Annotated in this window: 9 protein-coding genes; 4 read left to right on the top strand and 5 right to left on the bottom strand. The window is 73.6% G+C overall.

Annotated features, from left to right (window positions below; translation table 11 throughout):
• Both ABT263_RS37395 and ABT263_RS37390 read left to right on the top strand, forming a co-directional pair.
• Positions 1-963: glycoside hydrolase family 16 protein (locus ABT263_RS37395; protein ID WP_352298025.1), on the top strand; the 963-nt coding region annotated here is incomplete at its 5' end.
• A 14-nt stretch (positions 964-977) separates the two neighbouring features.
• Complete coding sequence (locus ABT263_RS37390; RefSeq protein ID WP_352298022.1) at positions 978-2,255, top strand: carboxylate--amine ligase; 1,278 nt, start codon at positions 978-980, stop codon at positions 2,253-2,255.
• A 114-nt stretch (positions 2,256-2,369) separates the two neighbouring features.
• On the opposite strand, the gene ABT263_RS37385 is transcribed toward ABT263_RS37390, so the two are convergent.
• From ABT263_RS37385 to ABT263_RS37365, 5 genes are all read right to left on the bottom strand, one after another.
• Positions 2,370-3,587, bottom strand: coding sequence for an FAD-dependent oxidoreductase (locus tag ABT263_RS37385; RefSeq protein ID WP_352298019.1), 1,218 nt, complete (start codon positions 3,585-3,587; stop codon positions 2,370-2,372).
• Positions 3,588-3,697: 110 nt separating this feature from the next.
• Positions 3,698-4,363, bottom strand: coding sequence for a GTP cyclohydrolase II (locus ABT263_RS37380; RefSeq protein ID WP_352298016.1), 666 nt, complete (start codon positions 4,361-4,363; stop codon positions 3,698-3,700).
• A 205-nt stretch (positions 4,364-4,568) separates the two neighbouring features.
• Positions 4,569-6,236, bottom strand: coding sequence for a trypsin-like serine protease (locus ABT263_RS37375; protein ID WP_352298013.1), 1,668 nt, complete (start codon positions 6,234-6,236; stop codon positions 4,569-4,571).
• Positions 6,237-6,332: 96 nt separating this feature from the next.
• On the bottom strand, positions 6,333-7,928 hold the full coding sequence (locus ABT263_RS37370; protein WP_352298010.1) for a trypsin-like serine protease: 1,596 nt from the start codon (positions 7,926-7,928) through the stop codon (positions 6,333-6,335).
• Positions 7,929-8,468: 540 nt separating this feature from the next.
• Positions 8,469-8,987 (bottom strand): hypothetical protein, encoded by a 519-nt coding sequence (locus ABT263_RS37365; protein WP_352298007.1) that lies wholly within the window; start codon positions 8,985-8,987, stop codon positions 8,469-8,471.
• Between the two features lie 434 nt (positions 8,988-9,421).
• Here ABT263_RS37365 and ABT263_RS37360 point away from each other — a divergent pair, with 434 nt between their 5' ends.
• Together ABT263_RS37360 and ABT263_RS37355 are read left to right on the top strand one after the other, a co-directional pair.
• A complete protein-coding gene (locus ABT263_RS37360; RefSeq protein WP_352298004.1) occupies positions 9,422-12,946 on the top strand; it encodes an ALF repeat-containing protein in 3,525 nt (1,174 codons plus the stop codon).
• A 74-nt stretch (positions 12,947-13,020) separates the two neighbouring features.
• The gene (locus ABT263_RS37355; RefSeq protein WP_352298002.1) at positions 13,021-13,569 is read left to right on the top strand and encodes a hypothetical protein; all 549 of its coding nucleotides are present in this window, start codon (positions 13,021-13,023) and stop codon (positions 13,567-13,569) included.
• The last annotated feature ends 209 nt before the right edge of the window (positions 13,570-13,778 follow it).

The raw sequence follows: 13,778 nt of genomic DNA, 5'->3' as shown, positions 1-13,778 counted from the left end.
GTCACCCCGGTGCGCGCCCTGGTCCCCCCCCGCCCCCGGGGGGGCCGGCGGGCGGGGGCGCGGCCGGGGCACGGACGGTGGCGACCGGGCCGGGCCCGCCGCCCGGCCGGCGGGTTAGCGGCGGCCGCCCTGCTGGTGTCGGCCGCCGCCTGTTCCGGCACCCCCGGGACGGCCGGCGGCTCCGGGCCGACGGGGTCGGGCACCGGGCTGCCGGCGGGCGCCGCGAACCGGCCCCCGGCGCCCGGCACCTGGCGGCTGGTGTTCGACGACGAGTTCACCGGCTCCTCGCTCGACACGGCGAACTGGACCACCTGCTACGACTGGAACGACGATGGCTGCACCAACGCCGGCAACGGCGAGGACCAGTGGTACCAGCCGGGCCAGGTCAAGGCCGGCGGCGGCCGCCTCACCCTGACCGCGCAGCCCCGGACGGTGAAGGGCAGCGACGGCCGGACGTACCCGTGGGTCTCCGGCATGGTCAGCACCGGCCGCGACTCCTGGAACGCCGAACCGCGCCACACCTTCACCTACGGCTACTTCGCGGCCTCGATCAAGGTCCCGGCCAACCCGCACGGCTTCTTCCCCGCCTTCTGGCTGATCCCGGCCGCGACCAGGGGCACCCCGCCGGAGGTGGACATCGCCGAGTTCCCCAACACCGACCAGTACGTCCACATGAACCTGCACTGGCGCGGCGCGGACGGCTCCGACCAGCACGTCGGCCAGAACTGGGGCCCCGCCGACTTCTCCGCCGGCTACCACGTCTTCGGCGTCGACTGGGAGCCCGCCGCGGTGACCTGGTACGTCGACGGCAAGGCCTGGTTCCAGGTCACCGACCCCTCGCGGATCCCGGCCGTGGCGATGGAGATCGTGATCAACCTCGCCGTCGGGTACCTGGAGTCGCCGCCCGCCGGGACGCACTCGGCGGCCCTGCAGGCGCAGTGGGTCCAGGTGTGGCAGCACTGAGAGGTGGGAGCGTTATGGCAGGAGGCCCGCTGGGCGTCGACCGCGCCGTCCCCGCGCTGCTGGTGAAGGTCGGTCACTACCCGCTGTCGCACAGCGCCGTCGGCGCGGTGCGCTCGCTCGGCCGGCTCGGCGTCCCGGTCTACGCGATGGTCGAGGACCGGCTGACGCCCACCGCGCTCTCCCGCTACCTGACCGGAGCGCTGGTCAGGCCGAGCACCGGCCGGGAGCCGCCCGCCGAACTGGCGGCCGCCCTGCGGGGGGTGGCCCAAGAGGTGCGGCGGCGGAGCGGGCGGCGGGCCGTGGCGGTGGCCACCGACGACGAGGCCGCCGTGCTGCTCGCCGAGCACGCGACCGAGCTGGCCGAGGACCTGCTGCTGCCGCCGGTACCGCCCGGTCTGCCCCGGCGGCTCGCCGACAAGGGCGGCCTGCACGACCTCTGCCGCGGTACCGGCACCCCCACCCCGGCCGCCCGGACGCCCGTCGACCGGGCCGGACTGCTGGCCGCCGCGGCCGAGTTCGGGTATCCGCTGGTGCTGAAGAACCTCGCCTCCTTCACCCGGCTGGAGCGCCCGGTGGTCGGCCACACGACCGTCGTCCGGAGCGAGGCGGAGCTGCTGTCCCACTGCCCGCCCGGGGCCTCCTCCGACGGGCCGCCGCTCGCGGTGCTCGTCCAGGAGTACCTGCCCGCCGAGCAGGCGCGGGACTGGATCACCCATCTGACCTGTGGCCCCGGCGGCGAGCCGCTGGCCGTCTTCACGGGCGTCAAACTGCGGTCCTGGCCCCCCGGCGCGGGCGTCACCACCCGGGCCGGGGCCGTCGCCAACCCCGAGCTGGCCGAGCTGGCCGTCCGGCTCTGCCGGCGGCTCGGCTACTGCGGGATCGCCGACCTCGACTGGCGGCTCGACCTGCGGGACGGCCGGTACAAGCTGGTGGACTTCAACCCGCGGACGGGCGCGCAGTTCCGGCTCTTCGAGACCACCGCGGGCGTCGACGTGGTGCGGGCGCTGCACCTGTCGCTCACCGGGCGGCCGGTGCCCCCCGGGCCGCAGCTGCGGCGCGGCTACGGGGTCGGCCAGCTCGACCTGCTCTCCCTCGGGTCCGCCGCGTGGCACGAGCACCGCCCGCCCGCCGACCCGTGGCCGCGCCGGGGCACCGAGCGGGCCTGGCTCTGCGCGGACGATCCGCTGCCCGCCGTGGCCGTCGCCGCCCGGTTCGGCGGCCGGGCCGCGCGGTACGCCGCCCGCCGCCTGGCGGCCGCGGCCCGGGGCGGGGGAGCGCGGGGCGCGGCGTGACGGGGCGGGTGAGCGCGGGGCGCGGCGTGACGGGGCGGGTGAGTGCGGGGCGCGGCGTGAGGGCGGCGTGAGGGCGGCGGTGGTTCGGCGCGGGAGCGGGGGTCTTCGGGCCGGTCAGTCCGGTGCGCCGCCGGTGACCGCGGCCGTGATCCGGCGGGCCGCGAAGTCCGTACCGCAGACGAAGCGCAGCAGCGGGCCGAAGGAGTTCGCCGAGGACAGCCCGGTGAAGTACAGCCCCGGCACCGAGGATTCGAAGCCGCCGGTCAGCCTGGGCGCCCCGTCCGCCGTGCGCCGCACCGCCCGCCGCAGGTCCGGGTCGAGCAGTTCCAGGCGGTCGACGTCCACCCGGTAGCCGGTGGCCGCCAGCACGTGGTCGACCTCCAGGGCGCCGGTGAGGCCGCGCAGCCGCAGCCGGACGGCGCCCGCCCGCTCCCGCGCGGACTCCACCGAACACCCGGTGAGCACCGGCACGCCCGCGTCCTCGACCCGTTCGCGCAGCCACCAGGCACCGGCCGGGCCGAGCACCGTCCGCACCCGGCCGGCCCGGACGCCGTCGGGGAGATGACGGAAGGCCCAGGGGGCGCGGCAGTAGCCGAGGAGGTTCCAGCCGGGCCCGAGTTCGGTGCCCGGGTACCGGGCGCGCACGGCCGCCGGCCGCTCACCCGGCAGGTCCGCCCCGGGCGCGGTCCCGAACCGCAGCCGGGCCGTCCGGGCCACCAGTGTGGGCCGCGCCCCGGCCTCGGCCAGCAGGGCGGCGCTCTCCAGCGCCGACTGCCCGGCACCCACCACCGCGACCCGGCGCCCCGCGAAGCGGCCCAGGTCCGCGTGGTCCGAGGTGTGCGAGCCGAGGCCCGCCTCCCGCAGCGCGGCCAGTTCGCCGGGGACGTGGGCGAAGGCCCGCAGCCCGGTGGCGAGTACCACGGCCCGGCTCCGGAACTCCTCCCCGGTGTCCAGCCGCAGCCGGAAGACGCCGTGGTCGTAGCCGATGCCGAGTACCGAGCAGCGCTCGACCCCGGGCACGCACCGCTGCTGGAACCAGTCGCCGTAGGCGATGAACTCCGCGATCGGCACGGGATAGCGGTCGCCGACCGGCGCTACGCCCAGGGCCGTCCGGTGGTCGGACAGCCGGTGCCCGGGGGCGGGCGCGGAGATGTTCGAGGCACGCGGGGTGGACTTCAGGAACATCCCGGCGGGCATGTGGTCGCGCCACCCCGCCATCGGCTCCCCGAACACCCGCAGGTCGCTGCCCCGCGCCGCCAGGTGGGCGGCCGTCGCGAGCCCGTACGGCCCGGCCCCCACGACGGCGATCGGCAGTCGGCGATGCGTCGGCACGGACGCCTCCCGGAGTACTCGGACGTCCCTCCAGAATGCCCCTTCGGCCGGTCGGCGGCATCAGGTGCGTGGACGAACCGGCCCGCCCGGGCGTGCGGACCTGCGCCGGCTCAGCCGACCAGCCGGGACAGCTCGATCGAGTGGCCGGTCCGCTCCACCTTGGCGCGGAGGTAGCGGACGTTGCTGGCCGACAGGTGCACCCCGGTCGGCACCCGGCGCTCGACCGTGATGCCGAGGCCGGCGAGCTGGTCCGCCTTGTCCGGGTTGTTGCTCAGCAGGTCGATGCCGGTGGTGCCGAGCGCCGCCAGCATCTGGGCGGCGGCGGTGTAGTCACGCCCGTCCTCGGGCAGGCCCAGCGCGGTGTTGGCGTCATAGGTGTCGAGCCCGGCGTCCTGGAGGGCGTAGGCGTCCAGCTTGTTGTACAGCCCGATGCCCCGGCCCTCCTGCCGCAGGTACAGCAGGTAGCCGCCGGCCTCGGCGATCCGCTCCACCGACTCGCGCAGCTGGGGCCCGCAGTCGCAGCGGTCCGAGCCGAAGACGTCGCCGGTCAGGCACTCCGAGTGCAGCCGCACCAGCGGCGTCCCGCCCTCCGGGGTGCTGCCGAAGGCGAGCGCCAGGTGCTCGGCGCCGTCGGCCAGGCCGTGGAAGGTGAACACCTCGGCGTCCGCGCGGTACCCGTCCGGGAAGGTGAGCGGGATGCGCACCCGGGAGCGCACCGTGGCGGCGCCGGGCTGCGTCGGAGCGGTGCCAGGCTGCGTCGGGGCAGGCTGCGGCATGGGCGGGGCCTCCGTTACCGGGGTGATGGTCGGACCCCGACGGTACTCGGTAGTTCCAATTTGAACAACTGTGTTCCGAGCCGCCCGCACCGGGGTGGAGTGCGACGGCGCAGGCTCGCAACACCTCGTGGGGCCCGCCTGTTCCCACCGGCCACGACGGAGGGGGCGGGCGGCCCGTGCGGCCGCCCGCCCCCTCCGTGGCGTACTAGAGGGTGCCGGTGATGGCGGTGCCGGTGTGGTCGCCGTTCACGCCCTGGAGGTCCAGGGCCTGGGGGGCGGTCCAGTTGCCGTCCGCGAGGCGGGTGGTGGTCAGGACGCGGTTGTCGCCGGTGGTGATGGCGAACTGGGCGCCGGTGTCGACCGGGGCGGCGCTGACCGAGGTGGCGGTGACCTGTCCGATGACGCTGCTGACGGAGCCGAAGGGCTGCCAGGTGGCGTTGGCGTAGCGGATGGTGTGGAGCTGGGCGCCGGTGTCGGTGACGACGACGAGGTTCATGTCGTCGCCCTGGCGGGCCATCGCGAGCGAGGTGACCGGGGCGGTGGCGCCGGCGGCTCCGGCGACGGCGCCCCAGGCGCTCCAGCTGCCGGTGGAGCCGGAGCGGATGGTGTGGTAGACCTGCCCGCCCGCGACGGCGGCGACCTGGAGGTCCCCGCCGACTCCGGCGGTGGCGAGGGTGGTGACGCCGCTCAGGGGCCCGGCGGCCTCGAAGACCTTGCCGAAGCCGGTCCAGTACCCGCCGCTGGTGCGGACGCTGTGGAAGAGCTGGCCGTCGGCGAGGACGACGACCTCCAGGTTGGCGCCGGTGGAGGCGATGGCGACCTGGGTGATGTTGCCGAGGTCGCCGACGTTGGTGTTGAGGTCGCCGAAACCGGCCCAGGTGCCGTCGAGGTGGCGGATGGTGTGGTGCAGGTGGCCATCGCCGCCGAGGGCGACGACATGGGTGTCGCCGTTGATGCCGGCGGTGGCGACGGCGCGCACGCCGCCGATGTCCCCGGCCTTGGCCTGGACGTCCTCGAACGGGGTCCAGGAGCCGTCGTAGAGGCGGGCGGCCTGGAAGAGGCCGGTGCCGCCCTTGACCAGGGCCTGGGTCTTCCAGCCGACCGAGGTACCGCGCACCTGCTGGACCCAGGCGGTGAGGTCGTCGACGCGGGTGTTGGTGGTGCCGGTGCGGGTTTCGGTGCTGCCGAAGCAGCCGCCCTGCCAGGAGCGGGAGGCGATGGCGGCGAGTTCGGTCTTGCCGTTGACCTCGCGGACGGCGGGGGCGCCGGTGTCGCCCTTGCAGATCGAGGCGCCGTTGGTGCCGGTGGTGTTGACGGCGTTGGCGGTGACGGCGCCGACGTTGAAGACGCCGCTGTGGAGCTTGAGGGGCACCCACTCGGTCTTGGTGCGGCCGTAGGCGGGCACGCGCAGGTTCTCGCCGGCGGTGGGTGCGGTGGTGGCGAGGGTGAGCGGGGTGATGCCGTCGACGGGTGTGGCGAGGCGGGCCATCACGAGGTCGCGGTCCTGGCGGGGGACCAGCTCGACGATGTCGGTGGTCGTGCCGGTGGTGGTGGTGAGGTCGGTGCGGCCGACGGTGGCGGTGGTCTTCCACTTCGGTGCGCCGGCGGTCAGGGTCTGGGGCTGGGCGGGGTCGTCGGCGAAGCAGCTGGCGGCGGTGATGATCCAGTTGCGGTCGACGAGCGCGCCGGTGCAGGCGCGGACGTTGTCGCCGATGGCGAGCTTGGCGGTGTAGGCGTGGGCGCCGTCCGCCGCCGGGTCACCGACGACGGCGCCGGCGGGCGCGGCGGAGAAGGTGGCGAGCGCGCCGACGACGGCGCCCGCGGCGGCGAGCGCCCCCGCGCGGCTGGTACGGGCCGTGGTGGTGCGAAGCATGGAGTTCCCCTCAGAGGCAGAAGTGGTGACGGCATGCCGGTGGGGCGGGTGATCGGTCCGATCACCCGCCCCACCGGCAGGAGGCGTGTCGCTGGGTCAGCCCGCGGGTGCGGCGGTGACGCTCTTGATGGCGCTGCTGGGGACGGCGTAGAAGGTGGTCCAGGAGCCGTCGGCCTTCTTGTCTGCGGTCCAGATCTGGTCGTCGCTGCCAATGGCGAGCAGGCGGATCGTGTCACCGATGGTGGTGGCGGCGACCTGCTTGACACCGCTGGCGTCGGGAACCGCGTCGAAGGTGGTCCACGGGCCGTTGTCGGTGCTGTCGGTGGTCCAGATCCGCTGGTCGCCACCGATGGCGAACAGGCGCACGGTGTTGCCGACGGCGGTGGCGGTGATGTTCTGGATGGCGCTGCTCGGGATCGCCTCGAACGTGCTCCAGGTGCCGGCGGTGTAGTCGCCGGTGGTGGTCCAGATCCGCTGGTCGCCACCGATGGCGAACAGGCGCACGGTGTTGCCGACGGCGGTGGCGGTGATGTTCTGGATGCCGCTGCTGGGCAGCGCCTCGAAGGTGCTCCAGGCGCCGCCGTTGGTGCTGTCGGTGGTCCAGATCCGCTGGTCGCCACCGATGGCGAACACGTGCACCGTGTTGCCGATGGCGACGGCGGTCACCTGGCGGATACCGCTGCTGGGCAGGGCGGAGAAGCCGCTCCAGGTGCCGGCGGTGTAGTCGCCGGTGGCGGTCCAGATCCGCTGGTCGCTCCCGACGGTGAACAGGCGCACGGTGTTGCCGATGGCGACCGAGCTGACCTGGAGGGTGTTGCCGCTGCCGGGCACCGCGTCGAAGGTCCCCCACACGTTCGCGTTGTAGGAGCCCTCATTGGTCCAGATCTGGTTGTCGCCGCCGACGGCGAACAGCCTGCTGGCCGGGCGCGACGCCTTCACGCTCTTCACCCAGGCACCGAGGTCGTCGACGCGGGTGTTGGTGGTGCCGGTGCGGGTTTCGGTGCTGCCGAAGCAGCCGCCCTGCCAGGAGCGGGAGGCGATGGCGGCGAGTTCGGTCTTGCCGTTGACCTCGCGGACGGCGGGGGCGCCGGTGTCGCCCTTGCAGATCGAGGCGCCGTTGGTGCCGGTGGTGTTGACGGCGTTGGCGGTGACGGCGCCGACGTTGAAGACGCCGCTGTGGAGCTTGAGGGGCACCCACTCGGTCTTGGTGCGGCCGTAGGCGGGTACGCGCAGGTTCTCGCCGGTGGTGGGCGCGGTGGTGGCGAGGGTGAGCGGGGTGATGCCGTCGACGGGTGCGGCCAGGCGGGCCATCACGAGGTCGCGGTCCTGGCGGGGGACCAGCTCGACCACGTCGACGGACTTGCCGGCATTCGTGGTCAGGTCGGTGCGGCCCACGACGGCGGTGGTCTTCCACTTCGGTGCGCCGGCCTGCAGCGCGGCAGGCTGGGCGGGGTCGTCGGCGAAGCAACTGGCGGCGGTGATGATCCAGTTGCGGTCGACGAGCGCGCCGGTGCAGGCGCGGACGTTGTCGCCGATGGCGAGCTTGGCGGTGTAGGCGTAGGCGCCGTCCGCCGCGGGGTCACCGACGACGGCGCCGGCGGGCGCGGCGGAGAAGGTGGCCAGCGCGCTGGCGGCCAGCGCCGCGACCAGTACTCCGGTCACTCGTGTGCGGGCAGAGGTCTTGGGAAGCATGAGGTGGTTTCCTAGGTCTCGAAGACGGACGATTCCGACTGGCGCGCGGTCAGCCGGTGACGTGCAGTTCGACGAGGGCGGTCGGAGCCTGGCCGAGGCCTTCGCCGACGCCCTTGAAGCCGTCCTTGGGAATGTCCAGGGTCTGGGTCGTACGGGGTTGGTCGCAGGGAGCCTCCCGCGGTACCGGTGCGGGCCGGAGGGTGCGGTCGTCGGCTGCGTGCGCGGCGGGAGGAGTGACGGGCAGGGCTCCCGGCCCCGTAGGCGCGGGTGTCCGGACGGCCAGGGACCCGCAGGGGGCGGAGGCCGACCGGACGGGTCAGGCCCCCCGCCGGTCGCGCTCGCCGGCGTGGGCGTCAGTCCCTGCCGTCACCGGTGGGCGCGTGGAGCGGCTGCCCGGCCCGCCGACGATTGTCGCCACGGCCGGTAGGAAGGCCCGGGGAAATGGTGAGCAACGTGGGCGATCTCATTCCGGCCCTCGCAGGGCACGGGGCGACGGGAAGCGCGCTTTCGGCCGGCCGCTGCCGGACAGAACCGACCGAGTTACCGGCGAGCGACCAGCCGCAGCAATGTGTGGTCGTTCTGGTCCGGGTCCGAGGCTTCGCCGATCGGCGTCCAAATGTAGTCCCCAGGACCGTTCTTGGTGATGTCGAAGGTCTTCTCGGCGCCCTTGACCACCGCGGTCGCCTGGGTCGTGTAGTCGTTGCCGCGGATACCGACAACCTTCGGCAGTTCCAGTTCGAGGAAACCGCCCGCTCCGGTGACCTTGAAGCAGACCCGGTCCGCCCGGCCGCGCGCCCACACCTCGATCAGGTTCTGCCCGTCGACGCAGTCGGCGAGTACGACGTGTCCGTCGCCGCGCTTCAGGACCAGGTTGCGGTCCGCGAGGACCTTTTCGGCGCCGGGGTAGCCGAAGTCCTCCACGGCCGGGGGCGGGGTGTCGGTGGCAGTCGCGGCGGCGGTGCCACCGGAGGTACCCGCCGCCACCCCGCTGGAAATGCCGATGAGCAGCGTCGAGGCGGCGAGGGCACCGACGATGACGGGACGGTGTCGCTTGCGCATGAAATCCCCCTGTATCGGAAATCTATCGAAGTCGGCGCTGTTCGCGCAGACCGCTTCTGAAGCAGGTCATTCATATCACTGCAGCACCGGGGTAGTTGAAGCCAATTCGGCGACCAAAAGGCTGCGTTTGCTGCCATGAATGGGACTATGCCCCCTTTTGTCACCAGGGCGGGTTTCAGTCAACCTGGCCGGAAGAAGTCTCCCGGCAGGTAAAGGGTCGATTTCTGTGTCGCTCGCTATGTATGGTCCCGAACCGTGCGCATCGGCGTGCCACACCGCGCAGCCCGTAGCGGTTCGCTCCGGGCGGTGAACGGCTACTTCATCGAGGGGACATGGGGATTAAGGGGAGCGAATGCGTGGGCAAAGTCCTGCGCAATCCATGGCGAACGCGCGCGGCTCTGGCGGGGCTGTGCGCCGTCACGCTGTTGGCGGGGATGACGAACGGCTCCGCGGTGGCAGCGCCCGCAGAGGCATCGGCGCCGGCATCGGCGCCGGCCGCGCCGAGCGACCGCGAGAAGGTGTTCACCGCGTGGCGCGACGGCGGTCGCGCCACCAAGTCGGCTGCGGAGAAGGCCCTGCTGGGATCGGACCAGGAGGTGAAGGCTTTCCTGGACGGTAGCTTGAAGCCCCTTCAGGCTGAGGACGAACGGGTCGCCGCGCTGGAACTGATCAACACCAGTGGCCGGGGGGTGCGTGAGGCGGCCGGCAGGGCGCTCAGCGGCACGCCCGACGAACTGCACGTCTTCCTCGCCACGGGCTTCGAGGGGCCGTGGAAGGAGGACCTGCGGGTAGCCGTGCTGACCTCCATCAACCTGGACGGCCGCGGCGTGCGCGACGCGGCGCAGGCCGCGCTCAAGGACGGCTCCCTGGAGGCGCTCCAGACGTTCCTGGACAGCGGTCGGGCTCAGGCACAGGAGGAGGACGACCGGGTCGACACCCTGCGGTTGATCGCCGTCGGCGGTCCCCAGGTCCGCAGCGCCGCGCAGCAGGCGCTCAGGGACGGCCCGACGGAGGTGAAGGAGTTCCTGCGCAACGGGCAGCACGTGGCCCGGGCCCGTGACCAGGAGAAGATGACGGTCTCCCAGCTCGCCGAGGAGGCGCGCACGGCCGGCCAGCAGGCGGCGCAGGAGACCGAGGCCGCCAAGCAGGCCTCGGCCCGCGCCGTCAACGCCGCCGCAGCGGCCAAGACGGCCGCGGAGCGTGCGGCCCAGGAGACCGAGGCGGCCAAGGACTCGGCCCAGAAGGCCAGTGCGGCCGCGGGCGATGCCGCGGATGCCGCCAACCAGGCCGCCCAGGCCGCGACCACCGCCATCGAGGCCGCCAACGCGGCCCACTCGGCGACCCGGGTGGCGGCCAGCGCCGCCTCCGCCGCCGCGGCGGCCGCGACCGCCGCGGGCAAGGCTGCGTCCCAGGCGTACCGGGCAGCCAACGCGGCGGCCGGGGACGCCGGTCAGGCGGCCAACGCGGCTGCCACGGCCAAGGTCGCCCGCGCCGCCGCCGCCGACGCCCAGCGCGCCGCGGACGCCGTCGACCACGCGGTGACCGCCGTGATCAACGCGGTTGACGCGGCCAAGTCCGCCGCCGGCGCGGGGGCGAACGCGGCAGCGGCCGCCGACGCCGCTGCCCGGGCCGGCGGGTACTCGCAGGCCGCCGGCGCCCCGGCCGAGCGGGCGAAGACCGCCGCGGCCAAGGCACGTGCGGCCGCCGCGACCGCGACCAGTGCCGCCAACTCCGCGGAGGCTCTCGCCGGGCGCGCCGCCACCGCAGCCCAGCAGGCCAAGGCAGCGGCTCAGGATGCCGCCCGCCACGCCAACAACGCCGCCCAGGCGGCCGACGAGGCCGCCGCACACGCCGGTCAGGCGGCCGGCGACGCACAGCAGGCCACCCTCCACGCCCAGGCCGCCGTCGCCGCAGCCGAGACCGCGTCCAACGCCGCCGCCGCGGCCCGCCAGGTCGAGGAGCTCGCACGCGCTGCGGAAGCAGCCCAGCTGGCGGCGGAAAAGGACAAGAAGATCCAGCAGGCCCAGGAGCTGCGGAAGGAGTACGACGAGCGGGGTGCTCAGGACCGCGAAGACCGGGCCGAGGCGGTGCGCCTCGACGCCGCGACCAAGCAGCTGCTGATCGATGCCGTGGCCCCTGGCACCGACCCGTCGGCCGCCGTGCGGATGGGCCGTCAGGCCGCTGCCCGCCTCTACACCGATGGTGGCCCCTGGACCAGCCAGGCCGCCAAGGACGCGCTCACCGGCTCCGACAGCGACGTGCTGGAGTGGCTCAAGCAGCGCCGCGCCCTCGCCGCCGACCACGACGACCTGTCCCGCGTCGCCCACCTCGGCGAGTCGACCAACCCGCGGCTGCGCGCCGCGGCGCTCACCGCGCTGAACGGCTCGTCGCAGGACATCCAGGCCTTCCTAGGCGGCGGTCAGGACGCGGCCATGGCGGAGGACTACCGGGTCGACATCCTGCGGATCATCAGCCAGGGCGGCCGTGCCGTCAAGGAGGCCGGCAGCAAGGCGATCGACGCCAACACGCCCGCGGCCTTCCACCAGTTCCTGGACACCGACCAGTACCGCGCCCGTGAGGAGGACGACCGGGTGACGGCGCTCTCGCTGACGGCGGGGGGCGGGGCCCAGCTGACAGCCTCCGCCCAGGTGGCACTGGCCGGAGCACCCACGCAGTTGCGCAACTTCGTGGCCGTGGCCCAGTACCGGGCCGCCGAGCAGGACCAACAGAGCGCCGTCCACGCCGCCGACATCCAGCGGATCGTGGCCGACGCCTCGAACAGCGCCGCTGTCGCCCAGGAGACGGCCGCGACCGCGACCGCGGCGGCGCTGACGGCCCAGGGCGCCGCCACGGAAGCCCAGAAGTACGCGGACCAGGCTCGTCGCTCCGCGGACGAGGCCAACGGCTACGCGGACCAGGCACGCCAGTCCTCCGATCGGGCGGACAAGTCGGCCAAGCAGGCCGCGACGTCCGCGCAGCAGGCCAAGAACGCCGAGAAGTCGGCCCGTGCCGATGCCTCGGCGGCCACCAAGTCGGCGGCCTGGGCGTCCTACTCCGCCTCCAAGGCGGCCTCGTACGCGAGTTCCGCCTACGGCTCCGCGGCCCAGGCCCGCAACTCGGCGCTGGCCGCTGGCCGCAGCGCCCAGGAGGCGGCGCAGGCCGGCACCGACGCGATGCGCATCGCCGGCGAGAAGATCGCCGCCGAGGAGCGCGCCCGCGCCGCCCAGCAGAGCCAGCCGCCGTCGACGCCGCCCCCGCCGGGCACGGTCACCGTCGGTGACCCGGACGGTCACGACTACACCAGTGACGAGGACGACCCGAAGAAGCACCCGCCGTTCCACGAGCCGAGCGGCTGGGAGAAGTTCTGGCGCAACCTCGGCAGCCAGGGCCAGCCGGACCCGATGCTGACGATCGTCGGGGGCGCGGAGCTGTGGGCCTGCCACGCCGGTTCGATGTCCTGCGAGCTGTTCAAGTACTGGGAGAAGAAGTCGGGTAAGCCGTTCAACTTCTCGGCCGACCAGATGCGCGACCTCTACACCAACCCGACCATGCAGACCGATCTGAACGAGCGGGCCGCCAAGTACGCGCAGTCCGCGGCGGAGAAGTGCGGCGGCGGGGTCGGCACTACGTGCACCGTGAAGCTCGACTCCAACTGGCTCGGGTTCACCTACAAGTACCCGGGGTCGAAGGACCACATCTTCGCCCTGCACTCCATCCAGTACCGCGTCAGCGGGGACGTGACCGCGACCGTGGTCAGCCCCGGCAAGGTGCGGTTGTCCGGCGACTACCGGTTCGACGTGAAGAAGGAATACAACTTCGACATGGACAAGCCGCCGATCGACGTCTGGGGCATCCCGGTCGACGTGAAGCTGCTGGCCATGGCTCCGAGTCAGGGGTACGCCCGCGACTTCACCGTCCAGGGGAGCTCCACCGGGCACGTCGACACCACCACTGGTTGATCGCCCCATCCGGATCGGGTACCGTCCCGCGAGGCCTTCCTCGCGGGACGGTCCCCGCCCGGGAAAGGACAGTCATGCGCGTACGAAACACGGTGGGACGGCGCTGCGCCGGCCGGCCGCCACGCACGGCCGCGGTGGCCGTGAACGTGGTGGCCGCCGTAGCCCTGGCCGCCGGCTGCGCGTCCGCGGACCCGGATCCGAGGGCGTACCCGGGTAGCCCGAAGGGGCAGACCCTCGAAGCGGTCACGAAGGCGTTCGGGCTGGACCTGCCAGACTGCGACCTGCAGGGCCTCGGATTCTCCGGGAGCTCGAAGTACCCCGCCCAGAACCTGAACCTGAGCTTCCGGGCTCCGAAGGACTGCGTGGGCCGCTTCCTCGCCGCACACTCCGTCGACGTCGCCCACCCCGTGCACTGGACCCCCGGCCAGGGGAACAAGATCGGGTTCGACTCCGAAGCGGAGACGAGGGACTTCGGTTGGTCCTTCGACAAGGCCGTGACCTACGACCTCTTCGTCGACTTCAGGACCTCCACCGGGAGCCGCTTCAGCGTGGTGGCGGACCAGGACAGGGGACAGGCGGAGCAGACCGTGTACCTGGAGTCCCGCTATCTCGGCGGCTCCTGACCGGTTCTCGGCCGGGGCTCCCGAACGGCGCCGGGCCCTTTCGGGGCTTCGAGGGCTCCTGGGTCGCGGCACCCGGTGAGACCGGATCGCAATCCGGCCTCCGGCGGTGAGCCGCCCGTAGGACGCCCCACGGAAGGGTGTGGCTGAAGTCCCACTTGCCCTGGCTGATCCCGGAGCAGTCGTCCCGCCCGCCGGTGCCCGGGCAGCCG

The organism is Kitasatospora sp. NPDC001603 (assembly GCF_040298365.1).
GTDB lineage: Bacteria > Actinomycetota > Actinomycetes > Streptomycetales > Streptomycetaceae > Kitasatospora.
This window is presented reverse-complemented; position numbering and strand designations above follow the sequence as displayed.

Coding starts and splice junctions, on each gene's coding strand:
- ABT263_RS37355 (WP_352298002.1), top strand. CDS start 13,021: ATGCGCGTACGAAACACGGTGGGACGGCGCTGCGCCGGCCGGCCGCCA.
- ABT263_RS37360 (WP_352298004.1), top strand. CDS start 9,422: ATGACGAACGGCTCCGCGGTGGCAGCGCCCGCAGAGGCATCGGCGCCG.
- ABT263_RS37370 (WP_352298010.1), bottom strand. CDS start 7,928: ATGCTTCCCAAGACCTCTGCCCGCACACGAGTGACCGGAGTACTGGTC.
- ABT263_RS37365 (WP_352298007.1), bottom strand. CDS start 8,987: ATGCGCAAGCGACACCGTCCCGTCATCGTCGGTGCCCTCGCCGCCTCG.
- ABT263_RS37390 (WP_352298022.1), top strand. CDS start 978: ATGGCAGGAGGCCCGCTGGGCGTCGACCGCGCCGTCCCCGCGCTGCTG.
- ABT263_RS37380 (WP_352298016.1), bottom strand. CDS start 4,363: ATGCCGCAGCCTGCCCCGACGCAGCCTGGCACCGCTCCGACGCAGCCC.
- ABT263_RS37375 (WP_352298013.1), bottom strand. CDS start 6,236: ATGCTTCGCACCACCACGGCCCGTACCAGCCGCGCGGGGGCGCTCGCC.